The sequence below is a fragment of the Ottowia beijingensis genome (assembly GCF_042680925.1).
GTDB lineage: Bacteria > Pseudomonadota > Gammaproteobacteria > Burkholderiales > Burkholderiaceae_C > Ottowia > Ottowia beijingensis.
In genome coordinates this window covers 129,211-153,688 of the sequence record NZ_JBHUEP010000006.1, presented here as the reverse complement: position 1 = coordinate 153,688, position 24,478 = coordinate 129,211, and the positions used below count along the sequence as shown (strand labels likewise).

Genomic DNA, 24,478 nt, shown 5'->3' with positions numbered 1-24,478 from the left:
AGATATAAAACAACCTGAAAACGGCTTATGACAGGCGCAAGCAGCTATCAAATCAATAACAACCAGCCTGGTGACCGCGGTCACTTCGGCCGCAGGTCCACCACCCGCCTGGCCTTGCCCACGCTGCGCTCGATGCCGCCCTCGCCCTTCAGCTCGACCTCGACGCTGCTGCCCACGTACACCTTGATCTCGTGCTGCAGCAGCTTGGCGGCGGCGCGGGCCTGGATGCCCTCAGGGTCGACGCCCGGCGCGCATTCCACCGCCACCTTCAGGTTGTCCATCGGGCCTTCGCGCGTCAGCACGCACTGGTAGTGCGGCGACAGCTCGGGGCGCTTGAGCAACAGTTCCTCGATCTGCGTCGGGAACACGTTCACGCCGCGGATGATCATCATGTCGTCCGAGCGGCCGGTGATCTTCTGCATGCGGCGCATGGTGCGCGCGGTGCCGGGCAGCAGGCGCGTGAGGTCGCGCGTGCGGTAGCGGATGATGGGCAGCGCCTCTTTCGTCAGGCTGGTGAAGACGAGTTCGCCCTCCTGCCCGTCGGGCACCGGCTCGCCGGTGTCGGGGTCGATGATCTCGGGGTAGAAATGGTCTTCCCAGATCGTCGGGCCGTCCTTGGTTTCGACGCATTCGTTGGCCACGCCGGGGCCCATCACTTCCGACAGGCCGTAGATGTCGACCGCGTCGATATTCATGCGCGCCTCGATGGCGGTGCGCATCTCGTTGGTCCACGGCTCGGCGCCGAAGATGCCCAGGCGCAGGCTCAAGGCCTTGGGGTCCAGCCCCATCCGCTCCACCTCGTCGGCAATGGCCAGCATGTAGCTGGGCGTGACCATGATGATGTCGGGCCGGAAGTCCTGGATCAGCTGGATCTGCCGCTCGGTCTGGCCGCCGCCGAAGGGCACCACCGTCAGGCCCAGCTTCTCGGCGCCATAGTGCGCGCCCAGGCCGCCGGTGAACAGGCCGTAGCCGTAGCTGATGTGCACCAGGTCACCCGGCCGCGCGCCGCTGGCGCGAATGCTGCGCGCCACCACGCCGGCCCAGGTGTCGATGTCCTTGAGCGTGTAGCCGACCACCGTGGGCTTGCCCGTGGTGCCGCTGGACGCGTGGATGCGCGCCAGTTGATCGCGCGGCACGGCGAACATGCCGAAGGGGTAGCTGTCGCGCAGGTCCTTCTTGGTGGTGAAGGGGAACTTGGCCAGGTCGGACAGCTGCTTCAGGTCGTCGGGGTGCACGCCCGCCGCGTCGAACTTGGCCTTGTAGACCGGCGAGTTGGCGTAGGCGTGGGCCAGCGACCACTTCAGCCGCTGCAGCTGCAGCGCGCGCAACTCGTCGACGCTGGCCTTCTCGATCGGCTCCAGCGCAAAGGTCTTGTCGGTCATGAAGAGGCTCCTGCGGGCTCGGGGATCACGGTGCCGCTGATCTGCGTGCTCTTGCCGCGGAACAGCGCCACCGCCTGGCCCTTCTGGTTGCTGACGCGGATGTCGTAGATGCCGTGGCGGCCGGAGAGCGTCTGCTCCACGCCCTCGGCCGTCAGCACGTCGCCTTCGTGCGCGGGGCGCAGAAACTCGATGCTGCAGCCGTTGGCCACGGTGGCGTGGTTGCGGCTGTTGCAGGCGTAGGCGAAGGTGGAATCGGCCAGCGTGAAGATGAAGCCGCCGTGGCAGATCTTGTGGCCGTTCAGGTGCAGCGGCCTGACCACCATGCGCATGCTGGCGCGGCCGGGCTGGCAGGCCAGCAGCTCCATGCCCATGGTGTCTTTCGAGGCCTCGTCGGCCGCGTACATGGATTCGCCCACGCGGCGCGCCAGATCGGCGGCTTCGGCCTCAGTCAAATGTGCAGTCATCATTCGCCCTTGAACTGCGCTGGGCGCTTCTGCAAAAAGGCCGACACACCCTCGATGTAGTCGTGCGTGAAGCCCAGGCGCGACTGCACATCGCGCTCCAGATCCAACTGCTCGTCCAGGCTGTGCGTGTGCGCGTTGCGCAGCAGGTGGCGCGTGGCAATCAGCGCCTTGGTCGGCATGGCGGCCAGGCGCTCAGCCATTTTTTTCGCCGCATCGACGGAGTCGTCGGCCACGTCCCAGATCATGCCCATGGCCTTGGCTTCTAGAGCACCGAGCTTGTCGCCCGTCATCGCCAGCGCCATGGCGCGCGCCAGGCCCACGCGCTGCGGCAGCAGCCAGGTGGCACCGCTGTCGGGCACCAGGCCGATCTTGCTGAAGGCCTGGATGAAGCTGGCGCCCGGCGCCGCGATGGCGATGTCGCAGGCCATGGCCACCGACGCGCCCGCGCCCGCCGCCACGCCGTTGACGGCGCACACGGTGGGCACGCGCACGTTGATCAGGCGCCGCGTGGTGGGGTTGAAGGCCTGGTCGATCACCGGGCCGGGATCGGCGCGGAACATGAGGTCGTCGCCCGGCCGGAAGTCGAACTCCGACAGGTCGGCACCGGCGCAGAAGCCGCGGCCGGCGCCGGTGAGCACCAGCGCACGGATCGACTTGTCGGCCTCGATCTGGTCGAGCGCTGCCCACAGGTCGCGGTGCATCTGCCGCGTGAAGCTGTTGAGCGAGGCGGGGCGGTTCAGCGTCAGGACGGCGACGGGGCCCTCCTGCGCAAACAGGACGGCGGGCTCGGCGGCCGCGCCGGGTGCGGGGGTGGTCATGCGGTGTTGTCTCCTCGGGGCGCAATTTACCATTAACCGACCCATCGGTCGGTTAACTGTGCGCGTTCATGGTGGCTGGTTATAGTGCCACTCAACCCGACACCATCACACAAGGAGAACCCCCATGGCCTACGAATTCATCACCACCCGCACCGAGGGCGAGAAGGTCGGCATCATCACGCTGAACCGGCCCAAGCAGCTCAACGCCCTCAGCCCGCAGCTGATGGTGGAACTGGGCCAGGCGCTCAAGGCTTTCGACGCCGACGCCGCCATCGGCTGCATCGTCATCACCGGCAACGAGAAGGCCTTTGCCGCCGGCGCCGACATCGGCGCCATGGCCACCTACACCTTCGCCGACGTGTACGGCGACGACTACATCACGCGCGACTGGGAAACCATCCGCAGCATCCGCAAGCCCGTCATCGCCGCCGTCAGCGGCTTCGCCCTGGGTGGTGGCTGCGAGTTGGCCATGATGTGCGACTTCATCATCGCCGCCGACAACGCCAAGTTCGGCCAGCCCGAGATCAAGCTCGGCATCATCCCCGGCGCCGGCGGCACGCAGCGCCTGCCGCGTGCCGTGGGCAAGGCCAAGGCCATGGACCTGGCCCTCACCGGCCGCATGATGGACGCCACCGAGGCCGAGCGCGCCGGCCTCGTCAGCCGCATCGTGCCGCTGGACAAGCTGATGGAGGAAACGCTGGCCGCCGCCCTGATGATCAGCGGCTACGGTCGCATGGCCGTGATGGCGGCCAAGGAGAGCGTCAACAAGGCCTTCGAAGGCACGCTGGCCGATGGCGTGATGTTCGAGCGCCGCCTGTTCCACGCGCTGTTCGCCACCGCCGACCAGAAGGAAGGCATGGACGCCTTCGTCAACAAGCGTGCGGCGGTGTTCAAGAACCAGTGACCGATTTCCGCCGCCGGCGCGGTGCATTTCCCCTATAATGCGCGGTTGCCGGTGGTATAGCTCAGTCGGTTAGAGCGTGGGATTCATAACCCCAAGGTCGGTGGTTCGATTCCACCTACCACCACCACATCAGAAAGCCCCGATTGGTCATGCCAGTCGGGGCTTTTTCCTGGGCTCAGGCCACGCTGCGGAGCGCGCGCAGCACGCGCTCGGCCGTGGCGGGGGCGTCCATGCGCACCGGCTGCCCGTCGGCGCGCGCGGCGGCCACCGCGTTGCGCAGGGCTTCCCACACGCTGACGGCGAGCATGAAGGGTGGCTCGCCCACGGCCTTGCTGCGGAAGATGGTGTCCTCGGCGTTCGGCTCGGGCCACAGGTGGACCTTGAAGTGCGCGGGCAGGTCGGCGGCGGTGGGGATCTTGTAGGTGCTGGGCGCCTTCGTGGTGAGCGCGCCGTGCTCGTTCCACACCAGCTCCTCGGTGGTCAGCCAGCCCATGCCCTGGATGAAGCCGCCCTCGATCTGGCCGATGTCGATGGCCGGGTTGATGCTGCGGCCCACGTCGTGCAGGATGTCCACGGCCAGCACGCGGTATTCGCCGGTGAGGGTGTCGATGGCGACCTCGCTGCACGCGGCGCCGTAGGCGAAGTAGAAGAAGGGCCGGCCGGTGAGCGTGGCCTTGTCGTAGTGGATCCTGGGCGTGCGGTAGAAGCCGTCGCTCCACAGCTGGATGCGGTTGGCGTAGGCGGCCTTCACCACCTCGGCAAAGGCGCGCGTGACGCTGGGGCTGATGACCTGGCCGGCGCGGAACTCGACCGCGCCCGCGCCGCAGCCGTCCAGCCCGCTCACGAAGGCGGCCAGGTTGTCGCGCACGGTGCGGGCGGCGGCCTGCGCGGCCTTGCCGTTCAGGTCGGTGCCGCTGCTGGCGGCGGTGGCGCTGGCGTTGGGCACCTTGTCGGTGGCACTGGCGGTGACCAGCACCCGCGCCAGCGGCACGCCCAGTTCGTCGGCCACCACCTGCGCCACCTTGGTGTGCAGGCCCTGGCCCATCTCGGTGCCGCCGTGGTTCACCTGCACGCTGCCGTCGGTGTAGACGTGCACCAGCGCGCCGGCCTGGTTGAACAGCGTGGCGGTGAAGCTGATACCGAACTTGACGGGGGTGATGGCGATGCCGCGCTTGAGGTAAGCGTTTTGCGCGTTCCAGGCCAAAACAGCCTCTTGTCGCCGCCGATACTGCGCAAGGTGCTCCAGTTCTGGGAGCAATTCGTGGAGGATGTTGTCTTCCACCCGCATCTGGTAGTGGGTGGTGTCGCGGGGGGTGGGCGCGGTGCCCTCACCCCGGCCCTCTTCCGCAGGCGGGAGAGGGAGTGAAGTCGCGGTAGCCGGGGTTTGGCTCCCTCTCCCCCCTGGGGAGAGGGTGGGGGTGAGGGGCGCAGCGGCGGCAGCGGTTACGGCGCGGCCCCCACCCCGGCCCTCCCCCAGCGGGGGAGGGAGTGGCGTGGCGGGGTGACTCCCTCGCCCCTCTGGGGAGAGAGCCTGCCCCGGACTCGATCCGGGGGCTGGGGTGAGGGGCGCAGCGGTGCTGGCAGGCGCGGTCTGCCCCCACCCCAACCCTGCCCCAGCGGGGGAGGGAGGCCTGCCGTCGTACAGATTGGCCATGCGCACGTCCAGCGCGTCCTGGCCCAGCACCCGGGCGATGTCGCCCAGGATGGTCTCGATGGCGATCACGCCCTGCGGGCCGCCGAAGCCGCGGAAAGCGGTGTGGCTCTGCAGATTGGTCTTGCAGCGGAAGCTGCGGATCACCACGTCGCCCAGGTAATAAGCGTTGTCGGCGTGGAACACGGCGCGGTCGCACACCGGGCCGCTCAGGTCGGCGCTGAAGCCGCAGTTGGCCATCATGTCGAGCGTCAGGCCCGTCATGCGGCCGTCGTCGCCAAAGCCCACGTCGTAGTCGAAGGCGAAGGGGTGCCGCTTGCCGGTGGTCATGAAGTCGTCGTCGCGGTCCAGCCGCAGCTTGACGGGCGCTTTGGTTTTCAGTGCAGCCAGCGCCGCCCACACGGCCATGTGGCCGGCCTGCGTCTCCTTGCCACCGAAGCCGCCGCCCATGCGCCGGCATTCGACGGTGACGCGGTGGCTGGCGATGCCCAGCGCGTGCGCCACCCAGTGCTGCACCTCGCCCGGGTGCTGCGTGCTGCTGTGGATGTGCCACTGCTGCTGCTCGCCGGGCACGGCCAGGGCGATCTGGCCTTCGAGGTAGAAGTGCTCCTGCCCGCCGACGGCAAAGCGGCCTTGCAGCCGGTGCGATGCGGCGGCCAGCGCACCGGCGGCATCGCCGCGCGCCACCGTCACCGTGGGCAGCACGAAGCTCTCGGCCGCCATGGCCTGCTCGATGGTGAGGATGGCGGGCAGCGGCGCGATGTCGAGCCTGACCTGGCGCGCCGCGTGACGCGCGGCCTGCACCGTGTCGGCCACCACCAGCCCGACCACCTGGCCGACGTGCTGCACCACATCGGTGGCGAAGATGGGCTCGTCGTGCACAAAGGTGGCCAGCACCGGGTCGCCCGGGATGTCGGCCGCGGTGACGAGAGCACGCACGCCGGGCAGTGCCAGCGCAGCCGTGGCGTCGATGCCCAGCAGCCTGCCGTGCGCGACCGGCGACAGGATGGGCGCCGCGTGCAGCGTGCCGCGTGGCTCGGGCAGGTCGTCGACATACGGCGCCAGGCCCTGCACCTGCGCGTGGGCGCTTTCGTGCGGGTGCGGCGTGCCGCAGGCGGCTTCGGCCGTTGGAGCGGTGGCCGGCGCGGCGTGCGGCATCGCGGCCACGTCTTCGGGGGCGGTGGCGGGCAGCGCCGCGCTGCCGGCATCGCGGCTCACCGGCGCATCGTCCGCGTGCGCCGTGCCGTAATGGGGCGATGCCGGCCGCTCGCTCATGGCTTCGGCTCGGGGTCTTGCACGGGCGGTGCGTCGCCCGGGTCGCGCCGCGGCAGCGGCGGCGTGGCGGGGTCTTCCACGGGGGCCGGCGGCGCGAACGGATCGGGGTCTTGCACCGGCGGTTCTTCGCCAGGCAGGGGCATGGGCTTGTGCTGGGTCATGGCAGGGTCTCCGGTTGCAGCGTGGCCAGTGTGGCCGCGCCAGGCTGCGATTGCGCCCAGGCGCGGCGCAGCAGGTTGCCCAGCACCGTGCGGCGGTAGGCGCTGCTGGCGCGCATGTCGCTGATGGGTTCGAACTCGGCCGCCAGCACGGTGGCGGCGGCGTCGAAGACGGCCTGCGTTGCCGGCTTTCCAGCCAACGCCGCTTCGGTCTGGATGGCACGCGCCGGCACGGCCGCCACGCCGCCGGCGCCAATGCGGGCGCTGCGGATCACGCCGCCGTCGATCTGAAGCGCCACCGCCAGGCAGACGGCGCTGATGTCGTCCTCCAGGCGCTTGCTGATCTTGTCGGCGCGCAGCCATTCATGCGGCGTGGGCAGCGGCACGTCGATGCGCGCCAGCACCTCGTCGGGCGCCAGCGCGGTCTTCCGGTAGGCGAGGTAGAAGTCCGCGATGGGCAGGCTGCGCTCACCGCGCGTGCTGGCCAGCACCAGCGTGGCGCCCAGGGCAATGAGCAGCGGCATGCTGTCGCCGATGGGCGAGCCGTTGGCCACGTTGCCGCCCAGCGTGCCGCTGACGCGTACCGGCAGGCCGGCGAAGCGGTCGAGGAAGGGGGCGAGCTGCGGCCGATCCTGCGCCAGCGCGGCGAAGGCGTCGACCAGCGTGGCGGCGGCGCCGATGCGCAGCGTGTCGCCTGCGCGCTCGATGCGCCGCAGTTCGGCCACGCGGGTGAGGTCGATGATCTGCGCGAAGCGCTGGTGCTGCTTGGTGACCCACAGCCCCACGTCGGTGGTGCCGGCGGCCAGCAGCGCCCGCGGGTGCGCAGCACGCAGCGCCAGCAGCTCGGCCAGCGTGCGCGGCGTGGCGTAGAAGTTTTCCGCCGAATCGGCCTCTGGCGCCCGACCATCGGGCGCGAGCAGCTCCAATTTTTGAAGCAACGCCGCTTCGTCCAGCGGCACGTCGGGCCAGTGGTGCATGGTCTGCGCGGCGTCCAGAATCGGCCGGTAGCCGGTGCAGCGGCACAGGTTGCCCGACAGCGCGTGCAGCGCCTCGTCGCGCGAGACGGCCCCGCCGCCGGGCCGCGCCAAGGCGAGGCCAGCCCCCTCGGGGGGCAGCGAACCGCGCGCAGCGGGGAGCGTGGGGGCTACATGACCGCCGCCGGGCTGGCGGTGCAGCACGAACAGGCTCATCACGAAGCCCGGCGTGCAGAAGCCGCATTGCGAGCCGTGGCACTCGACCATCGCGCGCTGCGCCGGGTGCAGCGTGCCGTCAGCACCCGCGATGTCGGCGGCGGTGAACACGGCCATGCCCTGCACGCTGTGCGCCAGGCGGATGCAGCTGTTGATGGCGCGGTAGCTGAGTTGGCCGTCGCTGCCCCGCTCGGCCAGCGCCACGGTGCAGGCGCCGCAGTCGCCGCTGGCGCAGCCCTCCTTGACGGCGGTGCAGTGCAGGTAGTCACGCAGCACGTTGAGCAGCGTGCGGTCGGGCGGCACGTTGGCCAGCGTCTGCGGCTGGCGGCCCAGGACGAAGCGCAGGACGGGTGGACTCATGCGCGGCAGTATGGCGCGAAAACCGCCGCGCGGCCCCCGCATCAACGCCTGCCCCTTCTGCGGCCATGGCAGGGCGCGCGGGTGCCGAAGGGCGCACACGGGTGCTACATTGCGTCACCCCCCGCGATCAACGTCACACCGGATAACTACAATTTCAATAGCTGCTCGCGCTTGATGCAAGGCAACGAGCGGCCTGTTTGACCCGATAACCATGACGGCCCGCCTGCAGCTCACCGGCATCACCAAGCGCTACCCCGGCTTGGTGGCCAACGACGGCGTGTCGCTGACGGTGCAGCCGGGCGAGATCCACGCCGTGCTGGGCGAGAACGGCGCCGGCAAGAGCACGCTGATGAAGATCATCTACGGCGCCACCAAGCCCGACGCGGGCGAGGTGCGCTTCGACGGCCAGCCGGTGCACATCGCCAACCCGCAGCAGGCGCGCGCGCTGGGCATTGCCATGGTGTTCCAGCACTTCAGCCTGTTCGAGACACTCAGCGTGGCCGAGAACGTGTGGCTGGGATTGGACAAGTCGCTTAGCCTGGCCGAGGTCACGCGCCGCATCGAGCAGACCGCCGCCGCCTACGGCCTCGACACCGACCCCGCGCGCCCGGTGCACACCCTGGGCGTGGGCGAGATGCAGCGGGTGGAGATCATCCGCGCGCTGCTCACCCACCCGAAGCTGCTGATCCTGGACGAGCCGACCTCGGTACTGACGCCGCAGGCGGTGGACAAGCTGTTCGTCACGCTGCGGCAGCTGGCGGCCGAGGGTTGCAGCATCCTCTACATCAGCCACAAGCTGCACGAGATTCGCGCGCTGTGCACCGCCTGCACGGTGATGCGCGCCGGCCGCGTGACGGGCGTGTGCGACCCGCGCGAGGAAAGCAACGCATCCTTGAGCCGCATGATGATCGGCGCCGAGCCGCCCGCGCTGGCGCACCACGCCCGCGCGCCGGGCGCGGTGGTGCTGGCGGTGGACGGCCTGAGCCTGAAGCGCGAATCGCCCTTCGGCGTGGATCTGATCGACGTGTCGCTGCAGGTGCGCGCGGGCGAGGTGGTGGGCATTGCCGGCGTCTCGGGCAATGGCCAGCGCGAGCTGCTGTTTGCGCTGTCGGGCGAGGACCGGCGGGCGCCGACAGCTTCCATTTCAATAGCGAACCAGCCTGTGGGCCACCGCTCGCCCGGCCAGCGCCGCGCGCTGGGCTTGCACTTCGTGCCCGAGGAGCGCCTGGGCCGCGGCGCCGTGCCCGAGATGGGCCTGGCGCACAACCTGCTGCTGACGCGGCGCGAGGCCGTGGGCGCCTTCGGCTGGCTGCGCACCGGCGTGCTGCGCGATCAGGCGGCGGGCATCATCGATCGCTTCAAGGTCAAGGCCGCGGGCCCGCAGGCGCTGGCGCGCTCGCTGTCGGGCGGCAACCTGCAGAAGTTCATCATGGGGCGCGAGATCGACGCCAACCCCACGCTGCTGATCGTGTCGCAACCGACCTGGGGCGTGGACGTGGGCGCGTCGGCCCAGATCCGCGCCGAGATCCTGGCGCTGCGCGACGCCGGCTGCGCCGTGCTGGTGGTGAGCGAGGAGCTGGACGAGCTGTTCGAGCTGTGCGACCGCCTGCACGTGATGGCCAAGGGGCAGCTGTCGCCGGCCGTGGAGCGGCGCGATGCCACGGTGGAGCAGATCGGGGCGTGGATGAGCGGCTTGTGGCATGGCGATGTGCAGCAGCACCTGGCGGACATGGAGCGTGGCGGGGAGGTGGCGCATGCGCATTGAAGCCACTCCCCACCAGGCTTGCTCCCTCTCCCGCCTGCGGGAGAGGGCTGGGGTGAGGGCCCTCCCTCCCCCGCTGGGGGAGGGCTGGGGTGGGGGCCAGCCACGCACCCCACTGGCACGCCGCCAGCCCCTCACCCCTACCCTCTCCCCAGAGGGGCGAGGGAGCAACAGCCAAGGAGCAAGCCATGCTGCGCCTTGAGCCCCGCCCCGCCCCCTCGCGCGCGTGGACCTGGGCCTCTTCGCTGCTGGCACTGGCGATCACGGTGGTGATCGGCGTGGCCCTGTTCAGCGTGATGGGCAAGGACCCGGTGCGCGGGCTGCAGGTCTTTTTCTGGGAGCCGATCAAGTCCGCCTACGCGCTGGGCGAGCTGGGCGTGAAGGCCACGCCGCTGCTGCTGATCGCCCTCGGCCTGGCCGTGTGCTTCCGCTCCAACGTGTGGAACATCGGCGCCGAGGGGCAGTTCGTCATCGGCGCCATCGCGGCCGGCGGCGTGGCGCTGCTGGCGGGCAAGGAGACGGGGCGCTGGATCGTGCTGGCCGTACTGCTGGCCGGCGTGCTGGGCGGCATGGCGTGGGCGGGCATCACGGCCTTCTTGCGCGACCGCTTCAACGCGGGCGAAATCCTGGTCAGCCTGATGCTGGTGTACGTGGCCATCCAGGTGCTGGGCTACCTGGTCTACGGGCCGTGGAAGGACCCGGCGGGCTACAACTTTCCGCAGACGCGCACCTTCGACGCCGTGACGCGCATCCCGCGGCTGATGGCCGGCTCGCGCGTGAATATCGGTGCGCTGATCGCGCTGGCCGGCGCGGCGCTGCTGTGGGTGTACTTGTTCCGCACGCGCAGCGGCTTCGCGCAGCAGGTGGGCGGGCTGGCGCCAGCGGCGGCGCGCTATGCGGGCTTCTCGTCGCGCCGCGCGCTGTGGACGGCGCTGCTGATCTCGGGCGGCACGGCCGGACTGGCCGGCGCGCTGGAGGTGGCGGGGCCAATCGGGCAACTGACGCCCTACGTGCCGGCGGGCTACGGCTTCGCCGCCATCATCGTCGCCTTCGTCGGGCGGCTGCACCCGCTGGGCATGGTGCTGGCGGCGATCTTGATGAGCATGTTCTACATCGGCGGCGAGCTGGCGCAGTCGCGCCTGGGGCTGCCGAAGTCGTTGACGGGGGTATTCCAGGGCCTGCTGCTGTTCACGCTGCTGGCGTGTGACACGCTGGTGAATTACCGGGTGCGCTGGGGGAAAGGCAATTGATGGTCATGGCGCTGTGCTCCAGGTGTTCACCCCCTCTCCCGCGTGCGGGAGAGGGCGGGGGTGAAGGTGGACAGCGTCTGAACAAAAGCCGTGCCGCCTGGTGCGCCGACGGCCCTCACCCCAACCCTCTCCCGCAGGCGGGAGAGGGCGCAAGACCGGGGAGGCGCTGCTGATGGACCAATACGCCCTGCTCTTCGCCGCCACGCTGAACGCCGGCACGGTGCTGGCCATTGCCGCGCTGGGCCTGCTGATCAACGAGAAGGCGGGCATCGTCAACCTGGGGGCCGAGGGGATGATGCTGTGCGCCGCCATCGCCGGCTTCGCCGCCGTGGTGCACACGGGCAATGACTGGGCGGGCTTTGCCGCCGGCATGGCGGCGGGGGCACTGCTGGCGGCCGTCTTCGGCTGGCTGGTGATCTGGCTGAACACCAACCAATACGCCACCGGGCTGGCGCTGAGCCTGTTCGGCGTCGGCTTTTCGGCCTTCGTGGGCATCGGCTACGTGCAGGCCAAGCTGCCCGAGCGGCCGCAGTTCAACTGGCTGGGGCTGGGCGACGTGCCGCTGATCGGGCCGGCGCTGCTGCGCCACCACCCGCTGGTGTACGGCGCCATGCTGATCGCCGCCGGGCTGATCTGGTTCCTGTACCGCACGCGCGGCGGGCTGGTGCTGCGCTCGGTGGGCGAATCGCCGCAGTCGGCGCACGCGCTGGGCTACCACGTGCGCGGCATCCGGCTGGCGGCGGTGGTGGCGGGCGGCGCGCTGTGCGGGCTGGCGGGGGCGTACATCTCGGTCATCTACACGCCGCTGTGGGTGGAGGGCATGGTGGCCGGCAAGGGCTGGATCGCGCTGGCGCTGACCACCTTCGCCACCTGGCGGCCGGCGCGCATCCTGCTGGGGGCGTACCTGTTCGGCGGCGTGACGATGCTGCAGTTCCACCTGCAGGGCCAGGGCGTGCAGGTGCCCAGCCAGGTGCTGACGATGATGCCCTACCTGGCCACCATCGTGGTGCTGGCGCTGATCTCGCGCAACCCGACGTGGATCCGCGTCAACATGCCGGCCTCGCTGGGCAAGCCGTTCCACCCGGGGGCGTGAGGCCGGCGCGGTGCCGGCACATTGCAGCTTTTCCTCTGATAGGTGAGTATATGCCTCTGGCGCTTTATTGATGGGCGCTGACGGGGTGGTATGCAGGGAGTATCTGCCCCAGCTGCGCCTCGGGGGGCGCCCTCAGGCCACAGCCTTGCGGCTCACTGCTCCGGCACGCGGCATTCGGCGGCGGTGGCCAGCACGTACAGCATGGCTTCCACCGGGTGGATGGTCATGCCGCGCCGCTCGGCGCGCTGGCGCAGGTCGACGTGCGGCCGCTGCGGAATGATCTGCAGTTGCGTGCTCAGCACGCGGCTCTTCAGCACCATGCCGAACACCGAGGCCGGCGTGTTGCTGGCCACCCAGCCCTCGGCCGGGTGAAGGATGGCGCCGTTGAGCATGGTCACCATGACCTCGAACGGCTGCCCCGCGCGCAGGCGCTGCGCCACGTCGCGCAGGATGGGGTGGCTGGAGGGGTGCGGTGAGCTGACCAGCACGGCCTCGAACTCGTCCAGCGTCAGGGCGCCGTCGCTGATCTGCACGCTCTGGGCCGGCGGGGCGCTGGGCGCGGGTGCAGGCGGCGGCACGCTGACGCTCGGGGCGGCCACGGGTGCAGGTGCAGGTGCAGGTGCAGGTGCAGGTGCAGGTGCAGGTGGCGGTGGTGGTGGCGGTGGCGGTGGCAAGGGGGCGGGTGCTTCGACCGGCGCGGGTTCCGCCCCCGGCGACGCTGCCTGCAGCGTCGTCGGCAGCGCCTCGCGCACGTCGGCGGCATGAAACGGCCGCCGCACCACCGCCCAGCCCTGGCGCGCCCAATCGGCCGCCTGCTGTTCGGCCTGCTGCCGCAGATCATCGCGTTGCGACACGATGGGCGTCACGATGACGGCGGGCCGCCTGCCGACCAGGGCCGCCCAGTCGGCGCCCTGCTCGGCCTGCCAGCCCTCACTGTCCAGGATGACCAGCTAGGCCTCGGGCCAGGGCGCCTGGGCCGCCGGTGCGGCATCGCACGACCAGCCCGGATGGTCCTTGCGCACCATCAGGCTGATCGCGAACGCATCGCGGGACGGGAAGCCAACCAGTACCAGTTTCATACCGGAGGCAAAGTCTAAGCGACCAGGCCGCCGGCATCCCGTGCGGCAGCGCCGGCCGTGGCGGGTGCGCGACGTGGCCGAGCGCCGTTCAGTGCGGCAGCCGGCACTCGCCCATCTGGGCCAGCGCGAACAGCATGTCGTCGAGCGGGTGAACCGTCATGCCGCGTTGCTCGGCCCGCGCGCGGGCGTCGACGGTGGGTGCCAGGGCCGTGATCCGCACGTGCTCTCCCAGCGCCCGGCTGCGGCACACCATGCGCATGACGGACAGCGGCGTGTTGCTGGCCACCCAGGCCTGCGCGGGGTTGAAGATGATGCCGTTGATCAGCGTCACGCCCATCTCGAACGCCCCGGGCTGCGCCAGGCGGTCGCCCAGCTGGCGCAGGAAATGGCGGCAGGCCTCGTTCGGCGAGCTGTCCACGCAGGCGCGGAAGGCCTCGATCGACAGGGCCCCCTCGCCCAGCGTGGGCGGCGGTGTGGCCTGCGCCACGCGCATCGGCTCGGCGGTCGAAAAGCCGAAGGCCGAGGTGCTGAAGAACACCTCGGCGGGCGCGGGCGCCACGTCAGCAGGCGCCGCCGTGGGCCGTGCGCGCGCGGTCCAGGCCTCTTCCAGCGCGCTGCGCATCGACTGCGCGCCATACGGCCGGGGCAGCACCACCCACGGTGCACCGTGCGCGGCCACCTGCGCCGGCACGTTGCCGACCAGCACGGCCGGCCGCTCGCCCACCAGCGCCGCCAGTTCGGCCCCGGCCTGCGCCCGCCCGTGGCGCGCCAGCCAGGCGTCCATGTCCACCACATACAGGTCGCCCGCCGGCACCGGGTGCGCCAGGTCTGCCGCGTCGCACTGCCAGCCCTCCAGCACCTTGCCGACGAACAGGGTCAGTGCGAAGGCATCACGCTCGGGAAGGGCGACGAGGACGGCTTTCATGATCGAGTCACAATTAAATAATTGGTTTGCATTATTCAAACTCTCCCTTTACAAAACCTGTCGCACGGGTCCGCGCGATTGATCTGGATCAAACAGTTTCCGGCTCACCCCACGAAGAGGGGGGCTGCCAGGCCGCCGCCGGCCCTCCCGCATAATCCGCGGTTTCAACTGCCGCCCTCGTAGCCGAAGGAACCACCATGACCGATCACCACAAGCGTTCGCTGTTGAAACTCGCCGCCCTGGCGGCCGCTGCCAGCGCCCTGGTGGCCTGCGGCAAGAAGGACGAGCCGGCACCCACCCCGGCCCCGGCGCCCGCCCCGGCGGCCGAGGCACCGGCGCCGGCCAAGGCCGACCCGCTGAAGATCGCCTTCGCCTACGTCGGCCCGGTGGGCGACGGCGGCTGGACCTTCGCGCACGACAACGCGCGCAAGGCGCTGGAGAAGGAGTTCGGCGATCGCATCGTCACCAGCTACGTCGAGAGCGTGCCCGAGAGCGCCGATGCCGAGCGCGTGATCCGCGACATGGCGGGCCAGGGCAACAAGCTGATCTTCGGCACCACCTTCGGCTACATGGAGCCGATGCTGAAAGTGGCCGCCGACCACCCTGACGTGAAGTTCGAGCACGCCACCGGCTACAAGACGGCCGAGAACATGCGCACCTACGACAGCCGCACCTACGAGGGCGCCTACATGGCGGGCGTGATCGCCGGCAAGATGACGCAGAGCAACACGCTGGGCGTGGTGGCGTCGATCCCGATCCCCGAGGTGGTGCGCAACATCAACAGCTTCACGCTGGGCGCGCAAAGCACCAACCCCAAGATCACCACCAAGGTGGTGTGGGTGAACGAGTGGTTCAACCCGCCCAAGGAGACCGAGGCCGCCACCGCGCTGATCAACGGCGGCGCCGACATCCTGTTCCAGAACACCGACTCGTCGGCCGTGCTGCAGACCGCCGAGAAGATGGGCAAGCGCGGCTTCGGCTGGGACAGCGACATGACCGCCTACGGCCCCAAGGCGCACCTGGGCTCGGCCATCATCGACTGGGCCCCGTACTACATCAAGGCCGTGGGCGAGGCGCTGGACGGCAAGTGGGCCACCGGCCAGACCTGGTGGGGCGTGAAGGAAGGCGCGATCGACCTCGTCTCGCTGGCCGCCGACGTGCCTGAAGATGCCAAGGCCAAGCTGGAGGAAGTGCGCAGCGGCCTGAAGGCCGGCACGTACAACATCTGGAAGGGCCCGATCAGCGACAACACCGGCAAGGAAGTGCTGGCCGAAGGCACCGTGGCCGACGACAAGTTTCTGGGTGGCATCAACTGGTACGTGAAGGGCGTGGAGGGCAAGGTGCCCGGAAAGAACTGAGGCGAATCCCCCTGAGCGGCTGACGCCGCTTCCCCCTTCTCTCGCTGCGCTGCGCTTCGCGGGAAGGGGGACAACGCCAGCGGGCGGGCCACGCCCTTCCGCGGCGTTCGCCCGCATGGCCTGCTCCGCGGCCGCCTCAATGTGGGTAGCGGCGCCTTGGCAACGCTGAAGCGACAAGTGGGAGTATGTGGCGCCAGCGCCCGTCTGACGAGCGCTGTCGGCCGGCATATTGGGGAGTATATGGATCGACGCGCTGTCAACCTTCTTGCCTGCACCCTTTCACCATGATCGAACGCACCCTCTGGCATCCCGTCGCACTCGCCCACGCCGTGGGCGCGCAGCCCGTGGCCGCGGTGCTGCTCGGCGAAGAGCTGGTGCTGTGGCGCGACGGCGAAGGCGCCGCGCACGCCTGGGCCGACCAGTGCCCGCACCGGGGCGCGCGCTTCTCGCTGGGCCGCGTGACCGATGGGCAGCTGGAATGCCCCTACCACGGCTGGCGCTTTCAGGCCGGCGGGCAGTGCACGCACATCCCGGCCGTGCCCGGCTTCACGCCCGGCGCGCGCCACTGCGCCCGCACCTTCGACACGCGCGAGGCCCACGGCATGCTGTGGGTGCGCCTGGCCGCGCCCGAGGGGCCGGCGCTGCCAATCCACGACCTGCCCGCCTTCGCCGCCGAGGCCGAGCCGCGCCTGCGCAAGACCACCAGCGGCCCCTACCTGGTGCAGGCCAGCGCGCCGCGCATCATCGAGAACTTCCTCGACATGGCGCACTTCGGCTACGTGCACGAAGGCTGGCTGGGCAGCCGCGAGCGGCCCGAAATCCCGCCGTATGAAGTCACCCCCACGCTGCACGGCGTGAAGGCCACCGGCTGCCGCGCCTGGCAGCCGCGCTCGTCGATCCATGCCGAAAGCGGCGCGCAGGTGGAATACACCTACGAAGTCACCGCGCCCTACGCGGCGGTGCTGACCAAGCAGCCCGAGCCGGGCAGCACGGCCATCGACGGGCTGTGGGAATCCATCGCCATGTTCGTCTGCCCCGTGACCGAGGAAACCAGCGTGGCCTGGACGCGCATGGCGATGAACGACTTCGATTCGCCCGACGCGCGGCTCATCGCGTTCCAGGACACCATCTTCGGGCAGGACCAGCCCATCCTCGAATCGCAACGCCCCAAGCGCCTGCCGCTGGCGCCCGACGCCGAGGCGCATTCCGCCGCCGACCGCCTGTCGGCCGCCTACCGGCGCTATCTGAAGCAGAGCGGCATCGGCTTCGGCGTGACCGCCTGACACGGGCGCCGGGCGCCTGGTAACACTACCAATGGGGGCGTTACCGATGGTATCGGTAACAGCTTGTCGCGCCCGTTGGCAACAGGTCTACTGCGGGCCAAGCCGCTGACGAACCCACGCACACGTCGGCGGCCCGTTGCCAACAAACTCCCGGAGGACCACCATCATGTTCAGCACTTCACCCGCCGGCTTCGTGGCCGTTGCCGCCATCGGCTTTGCCCCCATCGGCGCTGCCGGCCCCCTGCGCGCCAAGCTGCCGCACACCAACCAGTTCCAGCTGGGCACGCTGGACAAGAAAGGCTGCTTCTGCCCCTGCAAACAGCCCGACGGCAAGAGCGACGCCAAGTGGACGGTGAACAACCCCGGCAACGGCAAGGCCGACATCGACCTGGGCAACTACAAGCTGCAGCTGGACGAGAAGAACTCGCAGATCAAGATCGTCAACAAGAACAACGGCGAAGTCACCAACATCTGGGGCGACCCGCACATCGACTGGAACAAGGACGGCAAGACCGACGCCAACTTCTGGGGCACCACCACCTTCCAGCTGGAAGACGGCACCAAGATCACCATCGACACCGAGCCGTTCAAGAACAACCCCAACGAATGCGTCTCCAGCGAAGTCACCGTGACCCGCGGCGACCACGCGCTGAAGATCACCGGCCTGAGCCAGAACAAGCTGGGCGACCTGCAGGTGGAATACGCCGACCGCGGCGGCCAGGCGCTGGACTGGGCCACGCAGGACGGCTTCGTGGTGCGCGAGAACCCCAACGGCGAAGGCTGGCTCAACGCCGACACCGGCAAGCTGGCCGGCCAGAAGGACTTCGACATCACCAAGCCGAACGCCGTGAAGCCCTACGAGTTCACGCAGCAGTTCGGCCAGGCGCTGGGCCTGTTCCTGATGACCGGCCTGATGGGCGGCATCTTCAGCCACATGGGCAGCCAGGCGTCCAGCTGGGAGCCGGGCCGCAGCAGCAGCGACACCCCTCCGATGCGCAACAAGCCGCTGCTGGTGCCGCCGCGCGCCCGGGTCGAACAGCCCGACGCCCACACCGTCAACATCCACCACCGCAACGGCACCGTGGACACGCGCAGCGGCGGCTCGCTGGCCTGGCGCACCAACAACCCCGGCCTGCTGCCCTTCAACCCGGTCACGCGCCTGATGGGCGCCATCGGTGCGGTGGACGGCGTGGCGGTGTTCCGCAACGAAGACGCCGGCCGCAGCGCCCTGACCAGGCTGATGCTGGGCCAGCTGCGCTGAGCGCGACGCCATAAGAAAACGCAAGTCTCCCAAGCCTTTGAAACGGCCCGCCCTGCGGGTCGTTTTTTTTTGGGCCGCACCGCACTGGCGTGCGCGTGCAGAATGCCCCGCATGACCGCGCCCGCCGACCTGATCGACCGAATCCCCGCCGACCACCTGCCCGCGCTGCTGGCCGCCATGCCGAAGGCGGAATTGCACATGCACATCGAAGGCTCGCTGGAGCCCGAGATGATCTTCGCGCTGGCGGCGCGCAACGGCGTGGCGCTGCCTTACGCCAGCGTGGATGCACTGCGCCGCGCCTACGCCTTCACCGACCTGCAGAGCTTTCTCGACATCTACTACCAAGGTGCCAGCGTGCTGCTGCACGAGCAGGATTTCTACGACACGGCGCAGGCGTATCTGGCGCGGGCAGCTACCGATAACGTCGTACACGCCGAGATCTTCTTCGACCCGCAGACGCACACGGCGCGCGGCGTGCCGATGGGCACGGTGATCCGCGGCCTGTCGCGCGCCTGCGCCGAGGCGCCGCAGAAGCACGGCCTTAGCGCCACGCTGATCCTGTGCTTTCTGCGCCACCTGAGCGAGCGCGAAGCCTTCGAGACGCTGGAGACGGCGCTACCTTTTCGAGAGCACTTCATCGGCGTCGGGCTCGATTCGAGCGAGGTGGGCCACCCGCCGGAGAAGTTCGCCCGCGTGTTCGCGCGCTGCCGCGAACTGGGCTTTCGCATCGTCGCGCACGCTGGTGAAGAAGGGCCGCCCGACTACATCTGGCAGGCGCTGGACGTGCTGAAGGCGGAGCGCATCGACCACGGCGTGCAGGCCGTGCACGACGCGGTTCTGATGCGCCGTCTGGGCGCCGGGCGCGTGCCGCTCACGGTGTGCCCGCTGTCGAACCAGAAGCTCCGCGTGTTCCCCGATCTGGCGGACCACAACCTGAAGGCGCTGCTCGACGCCGGCCTGTGCGCCACCGTCAACGCCGACGACCCGGCCTACTTCGGCGGCTACGTGAACGACAACCTGCGCGCCGTGGCCGCCGCCACCGGCCTGACGGCACGGCACGCGTACCAGCTGGCCGCCAACAGCTTCGAGGCCAGCTTTGCCGACGCGGCGGCCAAGGCGCGCTGGCGCGAGCAGCTGGACGCGTGCTTCGAGCGCTTCAACCGCTGATTCAGAGCGCCGCGCGCAGGCGCTGGGCATAGGCCTCCAGCGCGGCGGGGCCGGGCTCCTTGCGCGGCCAGGTGTAGTCGATGCCATCACCATCGTGCCGCGGCACCACGTGGATGTGAAAGTGCCCCACCGTCTGCCCCGCCACGGCGCCGTTGGCCTGCAGCAGCATCAGCCCGTCAGGATCGAACGCGGTGCGCGCGGCCAGCGCCACGCGCTGTGCCATGCGCATCACGGCGCCGGCTTCCTCGGGCGTCAGGTCGAACAGCGTGGCGGCGTGGCGCTTGCTGGCCACCAGCACATGGCCCGGGTTGACCTGGCCCAGGTCCATGAAGGCCAGCGCCAGATCGTCCTCGGCCACGCGGGCCGAAGGGATCTCGCCCGCCACCAGGCGGCAGAAGATGCACTGGCCGGGTGGCGAGGTGTCGATGAACATGGGCATGGCGAAGCTCCTTGACATGAAGGTGTACGGGAAAAGCCGCAGTGTAGGAAACGCGATCCTTCATCGCCCGCCTGTTGCAGGAGCGGCGGAAGCCGCGAACGGGTGTGGCGCGACAGAGGCGCTGCTTCGCGGCTTCCGCCGCTCCTACATCCATAGCTTCTGGCGCCTGTCACACCTTGATTTCATGTGTTTATCCTTTGAAATCATTGGATGACGGGCGCACCCCACTATCAAATTGATGGCGCCCCACGGCAGCCGCCAGCACGCGCGCACCCGCCGCCCTACAATCGCGCCCGCCATGCCGATGCCCCGGTGGCCTGGCGTTGTTTGTTTTCGGGGCCATGTAGAGGAACACCATGTACAAAAACCTCGCCGCCACACTCGTGGCCGCCTGTTGTTTGTCTCCCGCCTTCGCCCAGTCCAGTGCGCCGATCAGGGCGGCCTGGGTCTACGTCACCCCCCTCACCGACGCCGGCTGGACGCAGCAGCACGACCAGGGCCGCCGCGCCGTCGAGAAGGCGCTGGGCGCGCAGGTGCAGACCACCTACGTCGAGAACGTGCCCGAGGGCGCCGACGCCGAGCGCGTGATCCGCGACCTGGCGGCGCAAGGGCACCAGATCATCTTCACGCCCAGCTTCGGCTACATGGAGCCGACGCTGAAGGTGGCGCGCGACTTCCCGGCCGTGAAGTTCGAATCCATCACCGGCTACAAGCAGGCGCCCAACGTGGCCACGGCCAACGCGCGCTATTACGAGGGACGCTACCTGGCCGGCATCGCCGCCGGGCGCCTGACGAAGTCGAACCAGGCGGGCTACGTGGCGGGCTTTCCGATCCCCGAGGTGCTGCAGGGCATCAACGCCTTCACGCTGGGCATGCGCAGCGTCAACCCGAAGGCCGAGGTGCGCGTGATCTGGCTGAACGAGTGGTTCAACCCGCCGCGCGAGCGCGACGCCGCCATGACGCTGATGAACCAGGGCGCCGACGTGCTGGCCTTCCACACCGGCTCCACAGCCGTCATGGCCGCCGCCGAGGAGCGCGGCGCACTGGCCGTGGCCTACCACTCCGACATGCGCAAGGTGGCGCCCACGGCGCAGATCGCCGCCGTGACGCACCAGTGGGGCGACTACTACACGCGCCGCGTGCAGGCCGTGCGCGATGACCGTTGGCAAAGCGGCAAGCTGTGGGGCGGCGTGAAGGAAGGCATGATCCGCGTCGAGGCCTTCGGCCCCAAGGTGCCGCAGGCGGTGCAGCGCGAAGTGCTGGCCCGGCAGCAGGACATCGCCGCCGGCCGCCTGCACCCGTTCAGCGGGCCGATCGCCGACAACGAAGGCCACGCGCGGGTTGGCAAGGGCCAGAAGCTCGATGATGCGCAGATCCTGCAGATGAACTGGCTGGTCGACGGCGTGCGCACGCCGCTGCCGCGCTGAGCACCGGCCCGGCTCGGCAGGTGTGCATGCATCCGCCGGGTTCGCGCGGAGCGCCAACACCGGCGCCCATCGAGGCGCCAGGCGCGGACGTCGCCCCCGCCGCTCAGGCCGCGAACTGCGCGGCCTGCTGCTGCAACTGCTCGGCCACGGTGTCGAACGGCGCCATGTCGCCGGCGGCGCGCGACAGCAGGATCGCGCCCTGCACCGCCGCCATCAGCAGCGTGGCAAAGCTGGCGGCCTGCGCCGGCGGCAGGCCGGCCGCCTTCAGCGCCGCTGCCAGCGTGCCCGTCCATTGCGCGAAGGCCTGGCGGCAGTCCTGCAGCAGGCGGCTGGAGTCGGCCGCCACGGTGACGGCCACCACGGGACAACCTGATTCGCAGTCGTCGCGCAGCAGCATGCCGCGCCACAGGGCCAGCGCCCCTTGCACCACCGCCTCGGCCGGCTGGCCATGCAGCGCCTGCAGCTGGTCGTCCAGCAAGGTGGTGAAATCCTCCAGCACGGCCTCGATCAGCTCGGCCTTGCCGCCCGGAAAGTGGTGGTAGATGGAGCCGCGCGACGTGCCCGTCAGCGCCAGCACTTCGGAAAACGCGGTCGCGTGCAAGCCCCGGCGCCGCAGCACCTGGGTTGCCCCTTCCACCATCTTCCGACGCACAGTTCCGCGCATGGTCGCCCGCCTCTCTTGACGATCCGGCCGCACCGCCCGGCCAGAGCATGGCAGCATAGCAACGAAGCCGCAGAATCACTATGTCATTCGACATGACGTGTGGCTGGCATTGCGCATCAAGCTATTATTTGGATAGCGATTTCCACATCGTGCGCGATGCCGGTGGCCCGGTCACGCCGGCCGGCGTGGGCACAATGGCCGCATGCAACAGGCTTGGCGTGCAGCCCTCCTCCGATTCGACGCCCACGGCCAGGCCGTGCACGACAGCGACGGCCTGCTGGTGACGCAGCGCGATGCCGCCGGCGTGCGGCGCGTGGTGGCCGCCGGCTCGCACGCGACGTTGGCACCGCAGTTCGCGCAGGTGCCCGTCACGCACCTGCCCGGCCGGCTGATCGCCCCCGGCTTCGTGGACATGCACGTCCACTACCCGCAACTCGACGTGATCGGCTCGCCCGCCGACGGCCTGCTGCCCTGGCTGGAGCACTACACCTTTCCGCACGAGGCGCGCTTTGCCGACCCGGCGCATGCGGCCGAGGTGGCCGCCTTCTTCTGCGGCGAGCTGGCGCGCCACGGCGTGACGACGGCGCTCACCTTCTGCACCTCGCACCCAGCGTCGGTCGATGCGCTGTTCACCGAAGCGCAGACACGCGGCCTGCGCCTGATCGCCGGCAAGTGCCTGCAGGATCGCCACAGCCCCGATGGCGTGCGCGACGAGACCGGGCAGAGCCTGATAGATACCGAAGCGCTGATCAAGAAGTGGCACGGCGTGGACCGCCTGGGCTACGCCATCACGCCGCGCTTTGCACCCACATCAACCGAGGCGCAACTGCGCGGCGCGGGTGCGCTGGCCGCGCAGTACCCCGCTGTGTGGATCCAGTCGCACGTGGCCGAGAACGTCGACGAGATCGCCTGGGCGCGCGCGCTGTTTCCCGATTCGCGCAGCTACCTCGCCATCTACGCCGACCACGGCCTGATGCGCCGCCGCGCCGTGTACGCGCACTGCATCCACTTCCACGACGACGACCGCGCGCTGATGCGCGATACCCACACCGCCGCCGCCGTGTGCCCCACCAGCAACCTCTTTTTGGGCAGCGGCTTCTTCGACTTCGCGGGGGCCGAGCGCGTGCCCTTCGCCCACGGCCTGGCCAGCGACGTGGGCGGCGGCACCAGCTTCTCGCCCTTCGTGACGATGCGCGCGGCTTACTTCGCCGGCCGCGCGGCCAGCACGGGCGTGGAGCCCAAGCCGGGCATCAGCCTGTCGCCCGAGCGCTTGTGGTGGCTGCACACCGCCGGCGCGGCGCGCGCGCTGGATCTGCAAGGCGTGGTCGGCAACCTGCAGCCCGGCTGCGAGGCCGACTTCGTGGTGCTGAACCCCGGCGCCACGCCGCTGCTGGCGCGCCGCACCGCGCAGGCCGAGACGCTGGCCGAGCTGCTGTTCGCCCTCATCGTGCTGGGCGACGACCGCGTGGTCGAGCGCACCGTGATTTCTCAAGCAAAATAGCGGTCTGGCGCTTGAGGAGAAAGCGCGACCAGCTATCAAAAACAGAGTACCCTGACATGAGCATCAAGAGCGACAAGTGGATCCGCCGCATGGCCGAGCAGCACGGCATGATCGAGCCTTTCGAGCCGGGCCAGATCCGCGAGCGCGACGGCAAGAAGATCGTCAGCTACGGCACCAGCAGTTATGGCTACGACATCCGCTGCGCGCCCGAATTCAAGATCTTCACCAACATCCACAGCACGGTGGTTGATCCGAAGAATTTTGACGAGAAGAGCTTCGTCGACTTCCACGGCGATGTCTGCATCATCCCGCCCAACAGCTTTGCGCTGGCGCGCACGGTGGAGTACTTCCGCATCCCGCGCAACGTGCTGACCATTTGCCTGGGCAAGAGCACTTATGCGCGCTGCGGCATCATCGTCAACGTCACGCCCTTCGAGCCCGAGTGGGAAGGCTACGTGACGCTGGAGTTCAGCAACACCACGCCGCTGCCGGCCAAAATCTACGCGGGCGAAGGCTGCGCGCAGGTGCTGTTCTTCGAGAGCGACGAGGTGTGCGAAGTCAGCTACAAGGACCGTGGCGGCAAGTACCAGGGCCAGGTGGGCGTGACGCTGCCAAAGACCTGAGGCACGGCGCCGCATCGCCGTGCGGCGACGGCGCGCTTCGGTTTTTTCCTACGCCAGCCACCGCCGCTGGCTGAATGGTCACGAGCGGCCACGTTCGTAGCATCCAACGCATGGCTACGAACACGCACACCCCCGACTTTCAGGACACGATTCCGGCTGCCTGCCGCGCAAACAAGGCGCGGCCGCCGCGCAGCCCGGCCGCCGATGCGGACGACCTGGTCACACTGCTTTCGCCCGAGCGCGTGGTGGTGGTGATCGGCCTGCTGACCATGGTCGTGCTGCTGCTGGCCTCGATCGCCGGTGTGGCGCAGGCACAGGTGCGCAAGGGCCACGACTTCCAGTTCGCGCAGTCACCGGCGCCGGCGCAGGCCGCCACGGTCTACAGCAGCCATGGCGGTGCCCGCGTGGACGACCTGGGGCCGGTGGCCGCGCTCTCGAATTAAG

24 protein-coding genes and 1 tRNA gene are annotated in these 24,478 nt (G+C 69.6%); 14 read left to right on the top strand and 11 right to left on the bottom strand.

Going from position 1 to position 24,478, the window contains the following annotated elements; genetic code table 11:
* Nucleotides 1-80: 80 nt before the first annotated feature.
* From paaK to ACFSCU_RS07885, 3 genes are read right to left on the bottom strand one after another with little or no spacing between them, the layout of a single operon-like run.
* Entirely contained in the window at nt 81-1,382 is a 1,302-nt protein-coding gene (paaK, locus tag ACFSCU_RS07895; RefSeq protein WP_180549862.1) for a phenylacetate--CoA ligase PaaK, read from the bottom strand.
* Nucleotides 1,379-1,846: a hydroxyphenylacetyl-CoA thioesterase PaaI gene (gene paaI / locus ACFSCU_RS07890; RefSeq protein ID WP_180549863.1), complete on the bottom strand. Its 468-nt coding sequence runs from the start codon at nt 1,844-1,846 to the stop codon at nt 1,379-1,381. The genes paaK and paaI overlap by 4 nt, the downstream gene beginning before the upstream one ends.
* Nucleotides 1,846-2,664: an enoyl-CoA hydratase-related protein gene (locus ACFSCU_RS07885; protein WP_333707855.1), complete on the bottom strand. Its 819-nt coding sequence runs from the start codon at nt 2,662-2,664 to the stop codon at nt 1,846-1,848. Before ACFSCU_RS07885 ends, paaI begins: the two co-directional genes overlap by 1 nt.
* Nucleotides 2,665-2,788: 124 nt before the next feature.
* On the opposite strand from ACFSCU_RS07885, the gene ACFSCU_RS07880 reads away from it, so the two are divergent.
* Both ACFSCU_RS07880 and ACFSCU_RS07875 read left to right on the top strand, forming a co-directional pair.
* Nucleotides 2,789-3,568 carry an enoyl-CoA hydratase gene (locus ACFSCU_RS07880; RefSeq protein WP_180549864.1) on the top strand — a complete coding sequence of 260 codons (780 nt, stop codon included), beginning with the start codon at nt 2,789-2,791 and terminating at the stop codon, nt 3,566-3,568.
* A gap of 50 nt (nt 3,569-3,618) precedes the next feature.
* Nucleotides 3,619-3,695 (top strand) — tRNA-Met (locus ACFSCU_RS07875).
* Nucleotides 3,696-3,743: 48 nt separating this feature from the next.
* Here the strand turns inward: ACFSCU_RS07875 and ACFSCU_RS07870 are convergent.
* The 3 genes from ACFSCU_RS07870 to xdhA form a co-directional block, all read right to left on the bottom strand.
* Nucleotides 3,744-6,377, bottom strand: a complete 2,634-nt coding sequence (locus ACFSCU_RS07870) for a xanthine dehydrogenase molybdopterin binding subunit (RefSeq protein WP_377560520.1) — start codon at nt 6,375-6,377, stop codon at nt 3,744-3,746.
* A gap of 113 nt (nt 6,378-6,490) precedes the next feature.
* Nucleotides 6,491-6,655, bottom strand: a complete 165-nt coding sequence (locus tag ACFSCU_RS07865; protein ID WP_333707851.1) for a hypothetical protein — start codon at nt 6,653-6,655, stop codon at nt 6,491-6,493.
* The gene (xdhA, locus tag ACFSCU_RS07860) at nt 6,652-8,202 is read right to left on the bottom strand and encodes a xanthine dehydrogenase small subunit (RefSeq protein WP_377560345.1); all 1,551 of its coding nucleotides are present in this window, start codon (nt 8,200-8,202) and stop codon (nt 6,652-6,654) included. The genes ACFSCU_RS07865 and xdhA overlap by 4 nt, the downstream gene beginning before the upstream one ends.
* Nucleotides 8,203-8,413: 211 nt before the next feature.
* Between xdhA and ACFSCU_RS07855 the strand changes: the two genes are divergently transcribed.
* The 3 genes from ACFSCU_RS07855 to ACFSCU_RS07845 all read left to right on the top strand — a co-directional run bounded on the left by ACFSCU_RS07855 (nt 8,414) and on the right by ACFSCU_RS07845 (nt 12,307).
* Nucleotides 8,414-9,967 carry an ABC transporter ATP-binding protein gene (locus ACFSCU_RS07855; protein WP_180549865.1) on the top strand — a complete coding sequence of 518 codons (1,554 nt, stop codon included), beginning with the start codon at nt 8,414-8,416 and terminating at the stop codon, nt 9,965-9,967.
* Between the two features lie 185 nt (nt 9,968-10,152).
* A complete protein-coding gene (locus ACFSCU_RS07850) occupies nt 10,153-11,214 on the top strand; it encodes an ABC transporter permease (protein ID WP_377560343.1) in 1,062 nt (353 codons plus the stop codon).
* A gap of 172 nt (nt 11,215-11,386) precedes the next feature.
* Nucleotides 11,387-12,307, top strand: a complete 921-nt coding sequence (locus tag ACFSCU_RS07845) for an ABC transporter permease (protein ID WP_333708394.1) — start codon at nt 11,387-11,389, stop codon at nt 12,305-12,307.
* A gap of 152 nt (nt 12,308-12,459) precedes the next feature.
* Here ACFSCU_RS07845 and ACFSCU_RS07840 read toward each other — a convergent pair whose 3' ends face one another.
* From ACFSCU_RS07840 to ACFSCU_RS07830, 3 genes are all read right to left on the bottom strand, one after another.
* Complete coding sequence (locus ACFSCU_RS07840; RefSeq protein WP_377560342.1) at nt 12,460-13,161, bottom strand: hypothetical protein; 702 nt, start codon at nt 13,159-13,161, stop codon at nt 12,460-12,462.
* A gap of 96 nt (nt 13,162-13,257) precedes the next feature.
* Nucleotides 13,258-13,386 (bottom strand): hypothetical protein, encoded by a 129-nt coding sequence (locus ACFSCU_RS07835; RefSeq protein ID WP_257645641.1) that lies wholly within the window; start codon nt 13,384-13,386, stop codon nt 13,258-13,260.
* A gap of 88 nt (nt 13,387-13,474) precedes the next feature.
* Nucleotides 13,475-14,311: a hypothetical protein gene (locus ACFSCU_RS07830; protein WP_377560340.1), complete on the bottom strand. Its 837-nt coding sequence runs from the start codon at nt 14,309-14,311 to the stop codon at nt 13,475-13,477.
* A 197-nt stretch (nt 14,312-14,508) separates the two neighbouring features.
* Between ACFSCU_RS07830 and ACFSCU_RS07825 the strand changes: the two genes are divergently transcribed.
* The 4 genes from ACFSCU_RS07825 to ACFSCU_RS07810 all read left to right on the top strand — a co-directional run bounded on the left by ACFSCU_RS07825 (nt 14,509) and on the right by ACFSCU_RS07810 (nt 19,380).
* Complete coding sequence (locus ACFSCU_RS07825) at nt 14,509-15,669, top strand: BMP family ABC transporter substrate-binding protein (RefSeq protein ID WP_180549871.1); 1,161 nt, start codon at nt 14,509-14,511, stop codon at nt 15,667-15,669.
* A gap of 284 nt (nt 15,670-15,953) precedes the next feature.
* A complete protein-coding gene (locus ACFSCU_RS07820) occupies nt 15,954-16,952 on the top strand; it encodes an aromatic ring-hydroxylating dioxygenase subunit alpha (protein WP_377560338.1) in 999 nt (332 codons plus the stop codon).
* 166 nt (nt 16,953-17,118) lie between these two features.
* Nucleotides 17,119-18,213, top strand: a complete 1,095-nt coding sequence (locus ACFSCU_RS07815; RefSeq protein ID WP_377560337.1) for a DUF1521 domain-containing protein — start codon at nt 17,119-17,121, stop codon at nt 18,211-18,213.
* Between the two features lie 111 nt (nt 18,214-18,324).
* Entirely contained in the window at nt 18,325-19,380 is a 1,056-nt protein-coding gene (locus ACFSCU_RS07810) for an adenosine deaminase (RefSeq protein WP_180549874.1), read from the top strand.
* A gap of 1 nt (nt 19,381) precedes the next feature.
* On the opposite strand, the gene ACFSCU_RS07805 is transcribed toward ACFSCU_RS07810, so the two are convergent.
* On the bottom strand, nt 19,382-19,819 hold the full coding sequence (locus ACFSCU_RS07805; protein ID WP_180549875.1) for an HIT family protein: 438 nt from the start codon (nt 19,817-19,819) through the stop codon (nt 19,382-19,384).
* Here ACFSCU_RS07805 and ACFSCU_RS07800 point away from each other — a divergent pair.
* Both ACFSCU_RS07800 and ACFSCU_RS07795 read left to right on the top strand, forming a co-directional pair.
* On the top strand, nt 19,818-20,033 hold the full coding sequence (locus tag ACFSCU_RS07800; protein ID WP_333706652.1) for a hypothetical protein: 216 nt from the start codon (nt 19,818-19,820) through the stop codon (nt 20,031-20,033). The two genes, ACFSCU_RS07805 and ACFSCU_RS07800, sit on opposite strands and share 2 nt — an antisense overlap.
* Before the next feature lie 142 nt (nt 20,034-20,175).
* Complete coding sequence (locus ACFSCU_RS07795) at nt 20,176-21,246, top strand: BMP family ABC transporter substrate-binding protein (RefSeq protein ID WP_377560336.1); 1,071 nt, start codon at nt 20,176-20,178, stop codon at nt 21,244-21,246.
* A 103-nt stretch (nt 21,247-21,349) separates the two neighbouring features.
* Here ACFSCU_RS07795 and ACFSCU_RS07790 read toward each other — a convergent pair whose 3' ends face one another.
* The gene (locus ACFSCU_RS07790) at nt 21,350-21,910 is read right to left on the bottom strand and encodes a TetR/AcrR family transcriptional regulator (protein WP_180549877.1); all 561 of its coding nucleotides are present in this window, start codon (nt 21,908-21,910) and stop codon (nt 21,350-21,352) included.
* Between the two features lie 202 nt (nt 21,911-22,112).
* Between ACFSCU_RS07790 and guaD the strand changes: the two genes are divergently transcribed.
* The 3 genes from guaD to ACFSCU_RS07775 all read left to right on the top strand — a co-directional run bounded on the left by guaD (nt 22,113) and on the right by ACFSCU_RS07775 (nt 24,477).
* Nucleotides 22,113-23,411, top strand: coding sequence for a guanine deaminase (guaD, locus tag ACFSCU_RS07785; RefSeq protein WP_377560335.1), 1,299 nt, complete (start codon nt 22,113-22,115; stop codon nt 23,409-23,411).
* 56 nt (nt 23,412-23,467) lie between these two features.
* Nucleotides 23,468-24,034: a dCTP deaminase gene (gene dcd, locus ACFSCU_RS07780; protein ID WP_180549878.1), complete on the top strand. Its 567-nt coding sequence runs from the start codon at nt 23,468-23,470 to the stop codon at nt 24,032-24,034.
* Nucleotides 24,035-24,144: 110 nt separating this feature from the next.
* Nucleotides 24,145-24,477 (top strand): hypothetical protein, encoded by a 333-nt coding sequence (locus ACFSCU_RS07775; protein WP_180549879.1) that lies wholly within the window; start codon nt 24,145-24,147, stop codon nt 24,475-24,477.
* The last annotated feature ends 1 nt before the right edge of the window (nt 24,478 follow it).